We start from the raw sequence: 17,653 nt of genomic DNA on the forward strand, positions 1-17,653 counted from the left end.
AGGTTCGAAGCGGCGGCCGCAACATGCTGATCAAGCAAAAACATTCCGTCGCCGACAGGGTTAAGGCCCCTTTAAGCGCGCCGGTTAACTAACACATCAAGTCAGGCCTTGCAAGCCCCGAACCTGCCCATTCGGGGGAGGCGGTGTCTGAAGACGGTCTCATTGGAACCCGGTGGGATCGACGTCGACCTGGACCCGGATGCCCCCCGCCGGGGCTACCCGCCCCAACCAGTCGCGCAGCCAGGGCTGAAGCGGGACGCCGCGTTCGGCCTTGATCAGGAAGCGGCGGCGGTGACGACCCCTCAACAATGCCAGCGGGGCGGGGGCCGGACCCAGCACGTCGATCCCCGCCGCGGGTGGGGCGGCGCGGGCCAGTTTCCGGGCGAAATCGTCGAGCGGATCGGGCTCGGGACCGGACAAAATCAGCGCCGCCAGCCGCCCGAACGGCGGCATCAGCGCAGCCCGGCGCATCTCGGCCTCGCGTTCCATGAAGCCGTCGCGGTCGCCCGCGACCAGCGCCCGCATCACCGGATGGTCGGGTTGCCAGGTCTGAAGCAGCACCCGGCCGGGTCGTTCGGCGCGACCGGCGCGACCTGCCACCTGCGATAACAACTGGAAGGTTCGTTCGGCGGCGCGCAGGTCGCCGCCCTCCAATCCCAGATCGGCATCGACCACGCCGACCAGGGTCAGGCGGGGGAAGTGATAGCCCTTGGCGACGATCTGGGTCCCGACCAGCAGGTCGAGGCGACCCTCGGCCATCGCGTCGACCAAGGCGGCGGCGGCGGCGGGACCGCCGCAGGTGTCCGAGGTCATCACCGCCTGACGCAGATCGGGGAACAGCAAGGCGGCTTCCTCGGCGACCCGCTCGACGCCGGGGCCGCAGGCGGTAAAGCCCTCTTCCGAGCCGCATTCGGGACAGGAATCCGGTCGCCGCACCGCATGGCCGCAATGGTGGCAGACCAGCCGCCCCACGCCGCGATGTTCGACCAGCCACGCGGTGCAATTGGGACAGCGCAGCCGGAAGCCGCACTTCCGGCACAGTGTCAGCGGGGCATAGCCGCGCCGGTTCAGATAGAGCATCGCCTGCTCACCGGCGGCGACGGTCTCGGTCAGGGCGGTGACCAGATCGGGGCTGAGCCAGCGGCCGCGCGGCGGCGGGGTGCGGCGCAGATCGATTGCGGCGATCGCAGGCAGCGCCGCCCCGGCATGGCGGTCGGGCAGTACCAGCTTGCGATACCGCCCGGCCTGGACGTTGGTGACGGTCTCCAGCGCCGGGGTGGCCGAGGCCAGCACCACCGGAATCGCCCCCAGCCGCGCCCGGACCACTGCCATATCGCGGGCGTGGTAGCAGACTCCGTCTTCCTGTTTGAAAGCGCCGTCATGTTCTTCATCGACGACGATCAGGCCGAGATCGGGAAAGGGCAGGAACAGGGCCGAGCGGGCTCCGACGACGACTGAGGCGCGTCCGTCGGCCACCGCCCGCCAAGTGTCGCGGCGGCGGGCGTCGCTCAGTTCGGAATGCCATTCCGAGGGCGGGCAGCCGAAGCGGGCGGCGAAGCGGTTCAGCCATTGCGTCGATAAGGCGATTTCCGGCAGCAGCACCAGAACCTGTCGCCCGGCGGTCAGGGCCGCCGCCACCGCCTCGAAATAGACTTCGGTCTTGCCCGATCCGGTGACGCCGTCGAGCAGGGTGACGGAAAAGCCGCCGTTCAGCGACTGGGTCAGCGCATTTGCCGCCTGGGCCTGATCCGGCGACAGCGACGGCCCCGGCCGGGCGGTGTCGGGGATCGGAACCGGCGGCGGCAAGGCGGAGGGAGCGACACTCAGCGCGCCTGCTTTGATCAGTCCGCTGACCACCCCCGGACTGACCCCGGATTCCCGGGCAAGGTCGGTTGCGGTGAGGGGCGGCAGCCGTGCCGCGCACTCCAAAACGCGGGCGCGGGCGGCGCTGGGCCGCAGATCGGACGGGGCGGACAGGGCGAGACGGCAGAGCAGGGGGCCGCGTACCGGCTCTAACGCTGCCGGGACACTCATCGCCATTTTCAGCACCGCGCCGGGCGGGGCCAGGGTATAGGCGGCAACCCAATCGATCAGGGCGCGCAACGGATCGGGCAACGGGGCCGCGGCCTCCATCCGGCCGATGATCGCGCGCAGCCGGTCGGGTGCGACATCGCCGCCGCCCGGTCCCCACACCACGCCTATCGCCTCGCGTTTGCCCAGCGGAACCCGGACGAAATCGCCCGCTGCAACCGCTTCGTCACCGGCGCGATAATCGTAGGGACCGGCCAGCGGAAGTGGTAGCAGCACCGCAATACGACTGCCGGGCGAAAATTCGGGGCGGGGGGGGTGGCGGAGGCGGCGGGCATAGAGTAGAGTCTATCCGATCAAGGCTCTGGACGACAGATGCTGGAGCCTCAATGATCTATGCCTTTTATCGTTCCCATAGGTCGAGAAGGGGTTTTCGGCATGGCGCGCAAGCGCGACGATGCGATCGCCGAGGTGGCGCTGCCTGATGAACGGCAGGTCGATGCGTTCTTGAGGACTCATCCCGACTACCTGATCCGCCACCCCGATTTGCTGCTGACTCTGTCGCCGCCGTCGCGCTGGTCCAGGGACGACGGCATTCTCGACATGCAAATGTTCATGATCGACCGTCTCCATGACGAGCTTGATCGGGTTCGCGGTGCGGCCGAACATTTGATCCACACCAGCCGCAGCAATATGTCGATCCAGACCCGCACCCATCGTGCGGTTCTCGCTCTGATCGCCGCCGACGATATGGCCGGGTTGGCCGAGGCGGTCAGCGACGATCTACCCGCCTTGCTTGACGTCGATGTCGCCACTTTGTGCTTCGAACCGCCCGAGGCCCCGATTCTCGCCCTGACCGCCCCCGGCCTGCTGACCCTGGCCCCCGGTACCGTGGTCCGGATGATGGGGGGTAGCGACCGCGATTGCGCCCTGACCGAGGATATGCCGGGCGATCCGACCTTGTTCGGCGACGGTGCCGGGCTGGTCCAATCCTCGGCCGTGGTCCGCATCTCGCCCGGCGGCGCCTGTCCCGACGGGATGATGGCGCTGGGCTCACGCCACAGCCATACCTTCCACGCCGGTCAGGCGACCGAACTGGTCACCTTCCTCGCCCGCGTGCTCGAAGTCTGCGTGCTGCGCCTGATTTAATGGTCCCGTTTTGGTCGGGCTGCCGCCCGAACCCGCTTGCGGGCGAAGCCCGCAAACACCCCCTTTTGTTTTTGAATCAATAAAAGGGAGGGGCCGGGAGGCTTGCCTCCCGGTTGGGGTTTGGGGCAAGGCCCCAAATCGCATCAAGTCGGTGCGGCCGCTCCGCTCAGCCGACGCGGCCGATTCGCGACAGCGAGGCGTCGAGGCGGGCATCGGCCTCGGCGATCTGGCGCAGGGCGTCGCGGGTAAAATCGATATGGGTTTCGGCGGCGGCGCGGGCGGCGACCTCGTCACCGGCCAACACTGCGTCGAGGATGGCGCGGTGCTGGTCGAGCAGCAGATCGCGCACGGCCTGACGGCGATACAGCATCGCCCGGCTATAGAACACGTCGTGACAGAGCAGGTCCGACAGCGCCCGCATCACATGCAGCATCACCAGATTGTGCGACGCCTCGTAGATGGCGAGGTGGAACTCGGCCCCGGCTTCGGCCTCGGCAGCGTGATCGGCGGCGGCGTTGGCCGTTTCCATCGCCTCGAACCGGCGCTTGAGGCAGACATGGTCGATCTCGGTGGCGCGCAGGGCGGCGAGCCCGGTGGCGGCCCCTTCGACCTGACGGCGGAATTCGAGGTAATCCAGCACCGTGTCGGGCCGGGAATTGAGCAATTCGCGGATCGGCCCGGTAAAGGCTTCGCCCAGCAAGGGGGCGACCCGGGTGGCACCGCCGCGTTCCGACACCAGCAGGCCGCGGGTCTCCAGCTTGTCCAGCGCCTCGCGCAGCGAGGGGCGGGAGACATCGAAGCGGGTGGCCAGCTCACGTTCCGGCAGCAATCGCTCTCCCGGACGCAAACTTCCCTCCAGGATCAGCCGTTCAAGATGGTGGGAAATACTGTCCGCCAGTTTTGGAGGTCTGATCCGCTCGGTCATGCCAGCCTTTGGTGTATCCTGTTCCGCCGAAATCGGCCGAACGATCTAGGTACGCTAAAAGACCTTCGTTAGGCAAGTGCAAGAACCCTGTTTACAAGTTCGGTAAAGAGATTTATCCGTCTCCTCACTGCCGTTCAAAAGGATGACCCATGACCGTCGCCATCCCCTGCCGCCTTCCGCTCCACAAGCTGCTCGTCGCCAATCGCGGCGAGATCGCGATCCGCATCTGCCGGGCCGCGACCGAGCTGGGGATGTCGACCGTTGCCGTCTATTCAACCGAGGATCGCTTTGCGCTGCATCGGTTCAAGGCCGACGAATCCTATCTGATCGGCAAGGGCAAAGGCCCGATCGAAGCCTATCTCGCCATCGACGAGATCGTGCGGGTGGCCAAGGAAACCGGCTGTGACGCGGTTCATCCCGGCTATGGCTTCCTGGCGGAAAATCCCGACTTTGCCGATGCGGTGCGCGATGCCGGTCTGGTCTTCGTCGGTCCGTCCTCCGAGGTGATGCGGCTGTTGGGCAACAAGGTTGCCGCCCGCAATCTCGCCATTTCCGCCGGGGTGCCGGTGATGCCCGCGACCGGGCCGCTGCCCGCCGATCCCGAGGAATGCCGCCGTCAGGCCGCCCAGATCGGCTATCCGCTGATGCTGAAGGCCAGCTGGGGCGGCGGCGGGCGCGGGATGCGGGTGGTCGAAGGCCCGGACGAACTGCCCGAACTGATCGCGGTGGCAAAGCGCGAGGCCAAGGCCGCGTTCGGCAATGACGAGGTTTATCTCGAAAAGCTGGTCCGCCGTGCCCGCCACGTCGAGGTCCAGATCCTGGGCGATGCCGAGGGCAACCTGATCCACCTGTTCGAGCGCGATTGTTCGGTCCAGCGCCGGAATCAGAAGGTGGTCGAGCGTGCTCCGGCTCCCTATCTCGACGAGGCGAGCCGCGCCTCGCTGTGCGAGTCGGCGCTGACGCTGGCGCGGGCGGCGGGCTATCGCAATGCCGGCACCGTCGAGTTCCTGATGGATGTCGATAGCGGCGCGTTCTACTTCATCGAGGTCAATCCCCGCGTTCAGGTCGAACACACCGTTACCGAAGTCGTTACCGGGGTCGATATCGTCAAGGCGCAGATCCGCGTCGCCGCCGGGGCGGTGATCGGCGACCGTTGCGCCGAACTGCCGCACCAGAACGAAGTGCGGCTGAACGGTCACGCGATCCAGTGCCGGATCACCACCGAAGATCCCTCGAACGCCTTCATCCCCGATTACGGGCGGATCACCGCCTATCGCGGCGCGGCCGGGTTCGGTATCCGTCTTGATGGCGGCACCGCCTTCTCGGGGGCGCTGATCACCCGCTATTACGATTCGCTGCTCGAAAAGGTCACCGCCTGGGCTCCGACCCCGGACGAAGCGATTGCCCGGATGGACCGCGCCTTGCGCGAGTTCCGTATCCGCGGCGTCGCCACCAACCTGACCTTCCTCGAATCGGTGATCAGCCACCCGAGCTTCGTCGCCTGCGAGTACACCACCCGCTTCATCGACGAGACGCCGGAACTGTTCGCCCGGCAGGAGCGGCGCGATCGCGCCAGCCGCCTGCTCCGCTTCGTCGGCGAGGTGATGGTCAACGGCAACCCGGAAGTCGCCGGTCTGGGGCGGCCGAAGGTGATCGCGATGCCCGACGCGCCGTCCTATCCGCCGATTGCCCCGCCCGAAGGCTCGAAGCAATTGCTCGAGCGTCTGGGTGCCGAGGGGCTGGCCCAGTGGATGCGCGAGCAGCAGCGGGTTCTGATCACCGACACCACCTTCCGCGATGCTCACCAGTCGCTGATCGCGACCCGGATGCGGACCTACGATCTTGCCGCCGCGGCCCCGGCCTATGCCCGCCGTCTGCCCGGCCTGTTCTCGGTCGAATGCTGGGGCGGCGCGACCTTTGACGTCGCGATGCGCTTCCTGAAGGAAGACCCGTGGGAGCGGTTGCGTCTGTTCCGCCGCGAAATGCCGAACCTGCTGCTCCAGATGCTGCTGCGCTCGGCCAACGCGGTCGGCTACACCAATTATCCCGATAATGTGGTGCGCCAGTTCGTCGCCCAGGCGGCGGAAAACGGGGTCGATATCTTCCGGGTGTTCGACTCGCTGAACTGGGTCGACAACATGCGGGTCGCGATCGACGCGGTGCGCGAGACCGGCGCGGTGTGCGAAGGCACCATCTGCTACACCGGCGACATCGACGATCCGGCGCGGTCGAAGTACGACCTTAAATATTATGTCGCGATGGCCCGCGAGCTGGAAGCGGCCGGGGCTCATATCCTGGGGATCAAGGACATGGCCGGTCTGGCCCGGCCCAAGGCGATCTCCCGGCTGGTCACCGCGCTGAAGCAGGAAGTCGGGCTGCCGATCCACTTCCACACCCACGACACCTCGGGCCTGTCGGCGGCCAGCGTGCTGGCGGCGGTCGATGCCGGAGTCGATGCCGTCGATGCGGCGATGGACGCGATGAGCGGCCTGACCTCGCAGCCGCCGTTGGGCTCGATCTGCGCGGCCCTGGCGCATCACCCCCGCGATCCCGGCCTCGATCATGGCGCGTTGAACGATCTGTCGCGCTATTGGGAAGGGGTGCGGACGCTGTATTCGCCGTTCGAGGCCGATATCCGCTCGGGCACTGCCGACGTCTATCGCCACGAAATGCCGGGCGGTCAGTACACCAACCTGCGCGCCCAGGCCCGCTCGCTGGGTGTCGAACAGCATTGGGACTGGGTGGCTCAGGCCTATGCCGACGTTAATCTGATGTTCGGCGATGTCGTCAAGGTCACCCCCACCAGCAAGGTGGTCGGCGATATGGCGCTGATGATGGTCACCAGCAATCTGACCCCGGCCGACGTGCTTGATCCGGAGAAGGAGATCGCCTTCCCCGAATCCGTGGTGTCGTTCTTCCGTGGCGATCTCGGCCAGCCGGTCGGCGGCTTCCCCGAGGCGTTGCAGAAGAAGGTGCTGGGTGGGGCCGAGCCGATCCGGGTCCGTCCCGGCGCGGTGCTGCCGCCCGCCGATCTCGCGGCCGAACGCGCCGCCGCCGAGGCCAAGGCCGGCCGCACCATCAGCGACGCCGAACTGGCCTCGTACCTGATGTACCCGAAGGTGTTCACCGATTACGCCCTCCACGAGCGCAATTTCGGTGACGTCTCGGCTCTGCCGACCGACGTGTTCTTCTACGGGATGACCCCCGGTCAGGAGATCGCGATCGACCTCGAACGCGGCAAGAGCCTGATCGTCCGCTTCCTGGCGATCGGCGAGGCCGACGAGGACGGCGAGCGCAAGGTGTTCTTTGAACTGAACGGCCAGCCGCGCATCGTCCGCATCGCCGACAGCAAGGTTGCGACCGTCCGCGTCGCCCGTCCCAAGGCCGAACCGGGCAATTCCGCCCATGTCGGCGCGCCGATGCCGGGTCTGGTGGTCAGCGTCGCCGTCCGCCCCGGTCAGGTGGTGGAAAAGGGCGATCTGCTGGTGGCGATCGAAGCGATGAAGATGGAAACGGCGGTGCGGGCCGACCGCGCTGGAACCGTCGCTCAGGTGGCGGTGACCCCCGGCACCCAGGTCGAGGCCAAGGATCTGCTGGTGGTGTTGGATTAGGGAGGGGCGCGGGGGCCAAGCGTCCATAGAAGATGCGGCCCCCGCCCAGGAAGGATAGACGAAGGACAAGAGCGGGTCTTAGAGCCCGCCCCGACCGGGGCCGGAAAAGCCCCGGCTCTCCCCCCCGGCGTTTCTGGGAGGCTTTGCCGGGGGGGAGACTCGATTCCGCCCCTCCGCCACAGCCTTTTCCGAGCGGGCCGATCTGGTCCCGGCACCGGCGGCGATGCTTGCATTCGCCTGGGGGCAGCGGTATAAGCGTCCCCTTCTCCGCGCGGACAAGGCCGTCAGGGCTGCCTTGCCGTGTGCTTGTTTATAAACGCTTTAGATCAAGGAAAGCGAAAATGCCCAAGATGAAGACCAAGAGTGCGGCCAAGAAGCGGTTCCGCATCACCGGCAGTGGTAAGGTTAAGGGCAACGTCGCCTTCAAGCGGCACTGCCTCTCCGCCAAGTCCCAGAAGATGAAGCGCCAGGCGCGCGGCACCTTCGTCCTGTTCAAGACGGACGGGGACAATGTCAAGAAGTTCTACCTGCCGAACGGAGTCTAACCCATGGCGCACGTCAAGAGAGGCGTGACGACCCACGCCCGTCACCGCAAGATTCTGAAGCTCGCCAAGGGCTATCGTGGCCGCGCCAGCACCTGCTTCCGCGTCGCGATCGAAAAGGTCGAGAAGGCGCTGCGTTACGCCTACCGCGACCGTCGCGCCAAGAAGCGCAATTTCCGCGCTTTGTGGATCCAGCGTATCAACGCCGGGTCGCGCGCCTACGGTCTGCCCTATTCGCGTTTCATGGATGGTCTGAAGAAGGCCGGCATCGCCCTTGACCGCAAGGTGCTGTCGGACATCGCCATCCGCGAGCCCGAGGCGTTCCGCTCGCTGGTGGAAAAGGCTCAGGCCGCCCTCCGGTAGGGTTCCCTATGGGGAGCGATGGTTAGGAGAGGGGCCCGCCCATTGGGGTGCGGCCCCTCTTCGCGTCTTAAGCAGAGGAAACGGACCGATGCACGATCTGGATCGACTGCGCGCCGAGGCGCTTGCCGCCATCGCGGCGGCAACGAGCCTGGAGCAGCTTGAAGCCGCCCGCGTCGCGGCGCTCGGCAAAAAGGGCAGCATTTCCGGGCTGATGAAGTCGTTGGGCGCGATGAGCCCGGACGAGCGCAAGACCGCCGGCGCGGTGCTGAATGTCGCCCGCGACGAGGTCGCCACCGCCCTGGAAACGGCCCGCGCCGCCCTTGAGGCCCAGGCGCTGAACGAACGGCTGGCGCGGGAACGGATCGACGTGACCCTGCCGCCCCGTCCCGAAAGCCAGGGCCGCGTCCACCCGATCAGCCAGACGATCGAGGAGATCACCCAGATCTTCGCTCAGATGGGCTTTGCCATCGCCGAAGGTCCGGATATCGAGGACGATTTCCACAATTTCACCGCGCTCAACATCCCGCCCGAGCATCCCGCCCGGCAGATGCACGATACCTTCTATTTCGGCGAGCGCGCCGACGGTGGCCGCCATTTGCTGCGGACCCACACCTCGCCGGTGCAGATCCGCACCATGCTGAGCGAGAAGCCGCCGATCCGCGTCATCGTTCCCGGCCGGACCTATCGATGCGATTCCGATATGACCCACACCCCGATGTTCCATCAGGTCGAGGGTCTGGTGATCGACAAGACCACCCATATGGGTCATCTGAAGGGCTGCCTGATCGAATTCGTCCGCGCCTTCTTCGAGGTCGACGACGTTCCCGTTCGCTTCCGTCCCAGCTTCTTCCCCTTCACCGAGCCGTCGGCCGAGGTCGATATCGGCTGCTCGCGCGAAGGCGGCGAACTGCGGATCGGCCCCGGTGCGGGCTGGCTCGAAGTGCTGGGCAGTGGGATGGTTCATCCCAACGTGCTCCGCAATTGCGGCATCGACCCCGACGAATATCAGGGCTTTGCCTTCGGCATGGGGGTCGAGCGGTTGGCGATGCTGAAATACGGCATTCCCGATCTGCGCACTTTCTTTGATTCCGACCTGCGCTGGCTGCGCCATTACGGCTTCGTTCCGCTTGACGTTCCCACGCTTTCGGGGGGGCTGACCCGATGAAATTCTCGCTGTCCTGGCTGAAGTCTCATCTTGAAACCGACGCGACCCTCGACGAAATCGTCGCGGCGCTGACCGCGATCGGCCTTGAGGTCGAAGAGGTCGAAGACCCCGCCCGCCGTCTGTCCGGCTTCATCGTCGGCCATATCCTGACCGCCGAGCGTCACCCCAACGCCGACCGGCTCCAGGTCTGCTCGGTTGCCACCGGCGAGGCGACGATCCAGGTGGTGTGCGGCGCGCCCAACGCCCGCGCCGGATTGAAGGTGATCCTGGCCCGTCCCGGCACCGTGATCCCGGTCACCGGCGATGCGCTGAAAAAGGGCAATGTCCGCGGCATCGAAAGCCAGGGCATGATGTGCTCGTGGCGCGAACTGGCGCTGGGCGAGGACCATGACGGCATCGCCGAACTGGACGAGTCGTTCACGGTCGGCGCGGCGTTGCTTGATGTGATGTCGTTCGATCCGGTGATCGACATTTCCGTCACCCCCAACCGGGCCGACTGCCTGGGCGTGCGCGGCATCGCCCGCGATCTCGCTGCCGCCGGTCTGGGGCGGCTGGTGCCGCTGTCGGTCGAGCCGGTGGCGGGCAGCTTCGCCAGCCCGATCGGGGTCACCCTCGATTTCGCTGCCGATGCGGCGGGGGCTTGCCCGCTGTTCGCCGGTCGCTTCATTCGCGGCGTCAAGAACGGCGACAGCCCGCAATGGCTGAAGGATCGTCTGGCCTCGATCGGGCTGCGTCCGATTTCGGCGCTGGTCGATATCACCAATTTCTTCACCTTCGACCTCAACCGCCCGCTGCACGTGTTCGATGCCGACCGGGTCAAGGGCGACATCACCGCCCGTCTGGCCCGTCCCGGCGAGACCCTGGCGGCGCTGAACGGCAAGACTTACGCGCTTGATGAGGCGATGACGGTGATCGCCGACGCGACCGGCCCGCTTGGTCTGGCTGGGGTGATCGGCGGCGACAGCTCGGGCTGCTCCGAAACCACCTCTTCGGTCTTCCTTGAAGCGGCGTGGTTCGATCCGGCGCGGACCGCCACCACCGGCCGTCGTCTCGACATCCTGTCCGATGCCCGCTTCCGCTTCGAACGCGGCGTCGATCCCGCCTTCGTCGTCCCGGCGATGGAACTGGCCACCCGGATGATTCTCGACCTGTGCGGCGGCGAGGCATCCGAGCCGGTGATCGCCGGAACCGAGCCGGACTGGCAGAAATCAATCGTACTGCGCCCCGGCCGGGTTGCCGCCCTGGGCGGCGTCGAGGTCGAGATCGCGCAGCAGGAGCGGATTTTGCACGCGCTCGGCTGCGCCGTGGCCGAACATGATGACGGGCTGCTGGTCAACCCGCCGTCCTGGCGCGCCGATATCGGCGGCGAGCAGGATCTGGTCGAGGAAGTTGTCCGTATCGTCGGCTTCGATGCGATTCCGGCGGTGCCGCTGCCGCGCAACCCGATGCCCAAGCCGATTCTGACCCCGGCCCAGCGTCGGGTCGGCTGGGTGCGGCGTCAATTGGCCGCGCGCGGTCTGATCGAGACCGTTACCTGGTCGTTCCTGCCCCAGGCCCAGGCCGCCTTGTTCGGCGGCGGCAGCGATGCGCTGCAACTGGCCAATCCGATTTCGGCCGATCTCGACGCAATGCGTCCCTCGGTGCTGCCCAATCTGGTCGCGGCGGTGGGGCGTAACCTCGATCGGGGCTTGCGCGATTTCAGCCTGTTCGAGATCGGGCCGCAATTCGACGGGCCGGAACCGGGGCAACAGCGTCTGGTCGCGGGTGGCCTGCGGGTCGGCAAGACCGCCGCGCGCCACTGGACCGGCGCGCCGCGTGCGGTTGATGCCTTCGACGCCAAGGCCGATCTGCTGGCGGCGATCGCGGCGACCGGGCTCAGCCCCGACGGCTTCCAGACCATCGCCGAAGCGCCGTCCTGGTACCATCCCGGCCGGTCGGGAACGTTGCGCCTTGGCAACAAGCCGGTCGGCTATTTCGGCGAACTCCATCCCGGCGTTCTGGCCGCGCTTGACGTCAAGGGCCCGCTGGTTGGGTTCGAACTGTTCATCGAGGCGTTGCCGCCTGCCAAGGCCAAGCCCAGCCGGGCCCGGCCCTTGCTGAAGGCCTCGGCGTTCCAGCCGCTCGACCGCGACTTCGCTTTCATTCTCGACAGCAAGGTTGCCGCCGAACAGGTGGTCCGCGCCGCCCGCAACGCCGACAAGGTTTTGATTAGCGACGTCGTCGTGTTCGATCTGTACGAGGGGGCTCATCTTCCCGAGGGCAAGAAGTCGCTGGCGATCAGCGTCACCTTGCAGCCGACCGAGCGGACCCCCACCGATGAAGAGATCGAGGCGGTCTCGACCCGGATCGTTCAGGCCGTCATCAAGGCTACCGGCGGAGAATTGCGCGGATGAGCCGGGCCGTGGGGCCAACCATCCTGCTGATCCGTCATGGAGAAACCCTCTCCAACCGTGAGGGGCGGGTTCAGGGGCATCGCGATTCGCCCCTGACCCCGAACGGCATCGAACAGGCTCGCCGGGCCGGGCAGACCGTCACCCGTCTGATCGGTGACGGTACCGGCTGGCGGGTCACCTCCAGCCCGCTCGGGCGCTGCGTCCGCACCACCGGGATCATCGCCGAGATCGCCGGGCTTGATTTTCGTGCCATCACCTTCGATCCCCGGCTGGCCGAAATCGATACCGGAACGTTTTCCGGTCTGACCAAGACCGAGCTGACTGCCCGCGATCCCGATTTGACGCGGGGGCGCGGCCTCGATCACTGGGCCTTCAAGGCGCCGGGTGGGGAGACCCACGCCGCTCTCACCGCCCGGCTGAGCGATTGGCTGGCTTCGGTTGGGCCGGAGGAAAAGGTGGTGGTGATCAGCCACGGGATCGCCGGTCGTGTCCTGCGCGGGCTGTATCTCGGTCAGGACCCGGATCTGGCGATGCAGGCCGAATCGCCTCAGAACGCTTTGTTCCGGCTATGCAACGGAATCGTCGAGCGGATTTCCTGCGGGGAGCCGCTGCAATAAGACCGCGCCGGGCGGGCGCATCCGCGCCCTTGGTCGCCGCCGCAATGGCGGCTCAATACCGGCCAACGGGTCAAATCGAGGGTTGGCCGGTCTTCGTTCCTAAACCGGCACCGCCAGCGGCAGGAACTCGGCCACCACCTGATCGTAGAGCGAACGCTTGAACGGAACGATCAGGTCCGGCACCTCGGCCAGGGGAATCCAGCGCCAGGCGTCGAATTCCGGATGCTCGGTGGCGAGATCGATTTCGGTATCCGAGCCGGTGAAGCGGGCGCAGAACCAGATTTGCTTCTGGCCGCGATACTTGCCATGCCAGCAGCGGTCGGCCAACTCAACCGGCAAATCATAGCTGACCCATCCGGCGGTCCGGGCGATGATCTTGGCCGAATCGGTGCCGATTTCCTCTTTCATCTCGCGCAGGACAGTGGTTTCGGGGGCTTCGCCCTCGTCGATGCCGCCCTGGGGGAATTGCCACGAATCCGGGGTGTCGAGTCTGCGGGCGACGAAGGCCAGCCCGGCCGGGTTCAGCAGCACCAGACCGATGCAGGGGCGATAGGGGCGGTCGTGATAGGGCAGCGGACTCATCGGTTGGGCCTTCCGTTCGAGATCAAGGCTTGGCGGCTGGGGCGGGCGGCGGCGGCGTCACCAGGGCAGAGACCGGGGTCAGCACCACGCCGTTGCTGGACAGGGTGGCCAGCCATCCGACCAGACGGTCGAAGGACAGCGGCCGGGGTTGGACAACCGCGACCGCCCGGCCCTGGACCCGGGCCGATACGGCGATCTGATTAAGGCGCAGGTCGATCGCCTCGCGGAACAGATCGCGGTCGATGATCGCGGTGATCCGGGCCAGCGCCGGGGTGCGGGCGGGGGCGGCGGCTCCGGGGCCGACGAACAGCAACCCGTGTTCGCGCACGGCGGCCTGCACGCCCGAAATTTGCGGCGAGGCGGCAAAGGATTCGCCCAGCAGGACCAGCCCGGCCGCTCCTGGTCCCCGCGCCATCACTGTTTCCAGGCGACCCAGATTGGCCTCGGGCGTCGCGGCGGAAATCAGGCCATAGGGGCCGGGATCGGGTGAATCCGGTCCCACCGATTCGGATGGCACCACCATCAGAACCTCGTGGCCGTGGTCGCGCGCCTTCCTGATCCATTTGTCGAGACTGGCGGCATAGGGGCTGAAGGCCAGGGTGACCTCTGGCGGCAGGCGCGAGATCGCCGCTTCGGTGGCGACGCGGTCGAGGCCGAGATCGATCACCACCACCGCCACCTTGCCCCGGTTGGCGGGATCGGCCCAGGGGCGGGCATAGACCTGCCAGGGCTGGCGGCCATCGGGTCCGGGAACGGGCAGGTCGCCCGCCTGACTTTTCTTCAGCATCTCGCGCAGCGGGGCCGAAGCCAGCGGCTTCAGGTCGCCCTTGATCTCGGGTAACGCATCGAAGCTGGGCGGCTTGTCGGCGGTCCGAGGCGCGGGCTGGGGCGGGATCGCGTAGGGATCGGCCTTGGCGGCAGAGCTGCGGGAGGGCACGCTTGGCGGCGCGGCCACCACCGGCGGAACCGGCGCGGCGGAGGGCGTTGCCACGGGTGGCGGAGCGGTCGGAGCGGAGGAGGGAGGAGCGCCCGCCGCCGGGGGGGAGGCGGCGGGGGCCTCTTCTGAGGACAGGGAGGGGGCGGTCTCGCCTTTGTCGGCGGTGGGTGAGCCGGGCGGGGTGAGGAGGCCGCCGCCGCTTGGCGCAGCAGGGCGGGGCGCCTCGCTCCGGCCGGGCAATTGCAGCGACAGGCGCGGGCCGGTATCGCCGATATCGAGCAGACCGATCAGCGCCCGGGCGTCATAGGAGGTCAGGACGTAAATCCCCGCACCCAACCCGCCGCCCAGCCCCAGAACCAGCAGGCCGGTCAGCAGCGGGCGGAGATTGAGTCGCCGACGTGGTGGCGGCGGGGCGACGACCCGGATGGAGGCGGAGAGGTCTTCCTCATCATCCTCGTCATCCAGGTCGTCATAGCGGCGTTTGGCCATTCCGGCGCCTTAACGCGCCGGCGGGCGATAGACCGACAGGCCGCGCAGCAGGTCAAGCGCCCGGGACAATTGGTAATCCTGGGCCGGGTCGCCCAGTTTGACCGGGGCGGGCGGAGTCTCGGGCTTCGCATCCGGCTTGGCGTCGGACTTCGCGTCAGGTTTGGCATCGGACTTCGCATCCGGCTTGGCCGTCGGCGCGGGCTTGGCGTCCTTGTCCTTGTCTTTTTCCTTGTCCGGCGAGGGGGTGCCGTTGGGATTGGGCAGCGCCTTGCGCAAGCTGGCCTCGCTGCGGCGGTCGCGTTCGGCACCGCCGATCGGCTCGACCTTCGAGGGATAGACCTTGATGTCGGGTTCGATGCCGACTGCCTGGATCGACCGGCCCGAGGGGGTGTAGTAGCGGGCGGTGGTCAGGCGGATCGAGCCGTGGCCCGGCAGCGGGATCAGGGTCTGGACCGAGCCCTTGCCGAACGAGCGGGTGCCGAGGATCACCGCGCGCTTGTGATCCTGAAGCGCACCCGCGACGATTTCCGAGGCCGAGGCCGAGCCGTCATTGATCAGCACCACCAGCGGCAGGCCGTCGGTGATATCGCCCGAGCGGGCGTTATAACGCTGGGTATCCTCGGGCCGGCGCGAGCGGGTCGAGACGATTTCGCCCTGTTCGAGGAAGTCGTCGGACACCGCCACCGCCTGATCGAGCAGGCCGCCCGGATTGTTGCGCAGATCGATGACGAAGCCGGTCGCGGGCTTGCCGATCTCCTTGCGGACCTGGGTCAGCACCCGGCGCAGATCGGTTTCGGTGGTGGCGCTGAATTGCGAGATGCGGATATAGCCGATTTCGCCGAACGCCTGGCCCTTGACGGTCTGAACCTTGATCACGGCGCGGGTCAGCTTGACGTCGAACGGTTCCTGTCCGGCGCGGCGAACGGTGACTTTGATGTCGGTGCCGGGCGGGCCGCGCATCCGATCGACCGCGTCGGTCAGCGACAGACCCTGGACCGGCTCGCCGTCGAGATGGGTAAGGAAGTCGCCCGGCTGCAATCCGGCGCGGAAGGCCGGGGTATCGTCGATCGGCGACACCACCTTGACCCAGCCGTTTTCCATCGTCACTTCCAGCCCCAGGCCCCCGAACTCGCCGCGGGTCTGGATGTCCATGTCCTTGGAATTTTTCGGATTGAGATAGCCGGAATGCGGGTCGAGCGACGACAGCATCCCGTTCAGGGCCGCCTCGATCAATTCCTCGTCATTGACCGGCTCGACATATTCGGTGCGAACCTTGTCGAAGACTTCGGCGAACAGGTCGAGGAGTCGATAGGTCTCCTTTCGCTCGGCCGCGTCGGCGGCCACCGGAACCAGAGCGGTCGAGGACAGCAGGGCGACGGTCCCCGCCGCCACCAGAATCTTGCGAATCATCCACTAGCCTTATTATTTCGTGCCATGAGCCAAGGCAACGGGTTGACCGGCTGGCCATGGTGGCGCAGCTCGAGATAGAGAGCGGGTTTGGCGTCGTCCTGTCCCATCACGCCGACGGGTTCGCCCGCGGTCAGCCGCTGGCCGACGGTGGAGTCGACCCGGGCCATTCCCGCGAGCAGAGTATGATAGCCTTCGCTGTGTTCCAGGATCAAGAGCAGGCCATAGCCGCGAAACGGTCCGGCGAACACAACTTGCCCATCGTGGGGGGCGATCACTTGCGCCCCTTTGCGGGTCTGGATCGAAATACCCTTGGTCTGGTGGCCGACGTCGTTGACCTGACCAAACGCCTCGACCACCCGCCCGCGTGCCGGGAAGGGCAGATGCCCTTGCATCTGGCTGAACGGTTTGCCGGTGCGGGTCAGCCGGGTGGCGGCGGCCTCGCGCGCGGCTTGTTCGGCTTCTTCGGTCGCCTTTTGCGCCACTAATTGCTTTTCCCGCGCCTCGGCCTGGGCGGCGATTTCGGCCTCGCGGGCGGCGCGGGCCTGGGCCTTTTCGCGCTCTTTCGCCTCGGCGGCGGCCTGCTGTTCGGCCTTTTGCGCCGCCAACTCGGCCTCACGCGCGGCCTTCTGCGCCGCCAGTTCGGCGTCGTGGGCGGCTTTCTGTGCCGCCAGCTCGGCCTCGCGCGCCGCTTTTTCGGCGGCGGCCTTGGCGGCGGCCTCGGCGACGCGGCGTTCGCGCTCCTGCTCCAGCCGGGCCAGCAGATCGCGCAGATCCTCGGCCTGGGCGGCAAGATCGCGCATCCGCAATTCGGCCGAGCGGCGCTCTTCCTCGGTGGCGCGCTGAACTTGGCTTTTGCGGTCGACCATATCCTTCAGGCGCTCGTGTTCCTCTTCCAGCCGGGCGGCGGTGGCGGCGATCCGTTTCTTCTGCTCGCCGATCTCGGCGCGCAGGCGGGTGACCGAATCGATCTCACCGCGCAGATCATGAGCCGATTGCTCGATCTGCGGCACGGCGGCGCGCAGCAGGATCGCCGAGCGGACGGTGTCGGCGGGGCTTTGCGGCTGGGCGATCAGCGCCTCGGTCGGCCGCCAGGCCAGCCGTTGCAACGCGGTCAACACCCCGACCATCTGCTGCGAGCGGCGTTTCAGCGCCTCGGAGCGGCTTTCCTCGCGTTCGCGCAAATCGTCGAGCTGGAATTCCAGCTCGGACAGCAAATCCTCGCTTTCCTGGGCGGCGCGGGCGGCCTTGACCATGTCGCCGCGCAACCGTCCGGTTTCCTCGGCCAGATTGGCGGCTTTGGAGCGGATTTCGTCGTGCGCGGCACGCGAGCGGTCCAGCTCGGCCTCCAACTCGCGCAGGCGCTGGTTGGGATCAACCGCGGGAAGTCCCTGCGCCAATGCCGCTCCCGCTCCGGACAGGAGCAGAAGCAGCACCGGCGCAAG

At 67.1% G+C, this 17,653-nt stretch carries 13 protein-coding genes; 7 read left to right on the top strand and 6 right to left on the bottom strand.

Annotated features, from left to right (window positions below):
* Nucleotides 1-159 precede the first annotated feature (159 nt).
* Complete coding sequence (locus tag K678_RS01590; protein WP_021130708.1) at nt 160-2,307, bottom strand: primosomal protein N'; 2,148 nt, start codon at nt 2,305-2,307, stop codon at nt 160-162.
* A gap of 159 nt (nt 2,308-2,466) precedes the next feature.
* Between K678_RS01590 and K678_RS01595 the strand changes: the two genes are divergently transcribed.
* A complete protein-coding gene (locus K678_RS01595; RefSeq protein ID WP_021130709.1) occupies nt 2,467-3,177 on the top strand; it encodes a DUF484 family protein in 711 nt (236 codons plus the stop codon).
* Between the two features lie 166 nt (nt 3,178-3,343).
* Here K678_RS01595 and K678_RS01600 read toward each other — a convergent pair whose 3' ends face one another.
* Complete coding sequence (locus K678_RS01600; protein WP_021130710.1) at nt 3,344-4,102, bottom strand: FCD domain-containing protein; 759 nt, start codon at nt 4,100-4,102, stop codon at nt 3,344-3,346.
* 149 nt (nt 4,103-4,251) lie between these two features.
* Here K678_RS01600 and K678_RS01605 point away from each other — a divergent pair, with 149 nt between their 5' ends.
* The 6 genes from K678_RS01605 to K678_RS01630 all read left to right on the top strand — a co-directional run bounded on the left by K678_RS01605 (nt 4,252) and on the right by K678_RS01630 (nt 12,793).
* Nucleotides 4,252-7,713, top strand: a complete 3,462-nt coding sequence (locus tag K678_RS01605) for a pyruvate carboxylase (protein WP_021130711.1) — start codon at nt 4,252-4,254, stop codon at nt 7,711-7,713.
* A 341-nt stretch (nt 7,714-8,054) separates the two neighbouring features.
* Nucleotides 8,055-8,258, top strand: a complete 204-nt coding sequence (gene rpmI, locus K678_RS01610; protein WP_002728697.1) for a 50S ribosomal protein L35 — start codon at nt 8,055-8,057, stop codon at nt 8,256-8,258.
* 3 nt (nt 8,259-8,261) lie between these two features.
* The gene (gene rplT / locus K678_RS01615) at nt 8,262-8,618 is read left to right on the top strand and encodes a 50S ribosomal protein L20 (RefSeq protein WP_002728693.1); all 357 of its coding nucleotides are present in this window, start codon (nt 8,262-8,264) and stop codon (nt 8,616-8,618) included.
* A gap of 88 nt (nt 8,619-8,706) precedes the next feature.
* A complete protein-coding gene (pheS, locus tag K678_RS01620; RefSeq protein ID WP_021130712.1) occupies nt 8,707-9,783 on the top strand; it encodes a phenylalanine--tRNA ligase subunit alpha in 1,077 nt (358 codons plus the stop codon).
* Complete coding sequence (pheT, locus tag K678_RS01625) at nt 9,780-12,176, top strand: phenylalanine--tRNA ligase subunit beta (protein ID WP_021130713.1); 2,397 nt, start codon at nt 9,780-9,782, stop codon at nt 12,174-12,176. Before pheS ends, pheT begins: the two co-directional genes overlap by 4 nt.
* The gene (locus tag K678_RS01630; RefSeq protein ID WP_021130714.1) at nt 12,173-12,793 is read left to right on the top strand and encodes a histidine phosphatase family protein; all 621 of its coding nucleotides are present in this window, start codon (nt 12,173-12,175) and stop codon (nt 12,791-12,793) included. Before pheT ends, K678_RS01630 begins: the two co-directional genes overlap by 4 nt.
* 99 nt (nt 12,794-12,892) lie before the next feature.
* Here the strand turns inward: K678_RS01630 and K678_RS01635 are convergent, their stop codons facing one another.
* Genes K678_RS01635 through K678_RS01650 form a run of 4 tightly spaced genes read right to left on the bottom strand, consistent with a single transcriptional unit; the run spans nt 12,893 to nt 17,644 of the window.
* Nucleotides 12,893-13,375 (bottom strand): RNA pyrophosphohydrolase, encoded by a 483-nt coding sequence (locus K678_RS01635; protein WP_021130715.1) that lies wholly within the window; start codon nt 13,373-13,375, stop codon nt 12,893-12,895.
* Between the two features lie 22 nt (nt 13,376-13,397).
* On the bottom strand, nt 13,398-14,801 hold the full coding sequence (locus tag K678_RS19660) for a divergent polysaccharide deacetylase family protein (protein WP_021130716.1): 1,404 nt from the start codon (nt 14,799-14,801) through the stop codon (nt 13,398-13,400).
* A gap of 9 nt (nt 14,802-14,810) precedes the next feature.
* Nucleotides 14,811-16,211 carry a S41 family peptidase gene (locus K678_RS01645; RefSeq protein ID WP_021130717.1) on the bottom strand — a complete coding sequence of 467 codons (1,401 nt, stop codon included), beginning with the start codon at nt 16,209-16,211 and terminating at the stop codon, nt 14,811-14,813.
* A complete protein-coding gene (locus K678_RS01650) occupies nt 16,208-17,644 on the bottom strand; it encodes a murein hydrolase activator EnvC family protein (protein ID WP_039851798.1) in 1,437 nt (478 codons plus the stop codon). The genes K678_RS01645 and K678_RS01650 overlap by 4 nt, the downstream gene beginning before the upstream one ends.
* Nucleotides 17,645-17,653 lie beyond the last annotated feature (9 nt).

Source organism: Magnetospirillum fulvum MGU-K5 (genome assembly GCF_000442515.1).
Lineage (GTDB): Bacteria > Pseudomonadota > Alphaproteobacteria > Rhodospirillales > Magnetospirillaceae > Phaeospirillum > Phaeospirillum fulvum_B.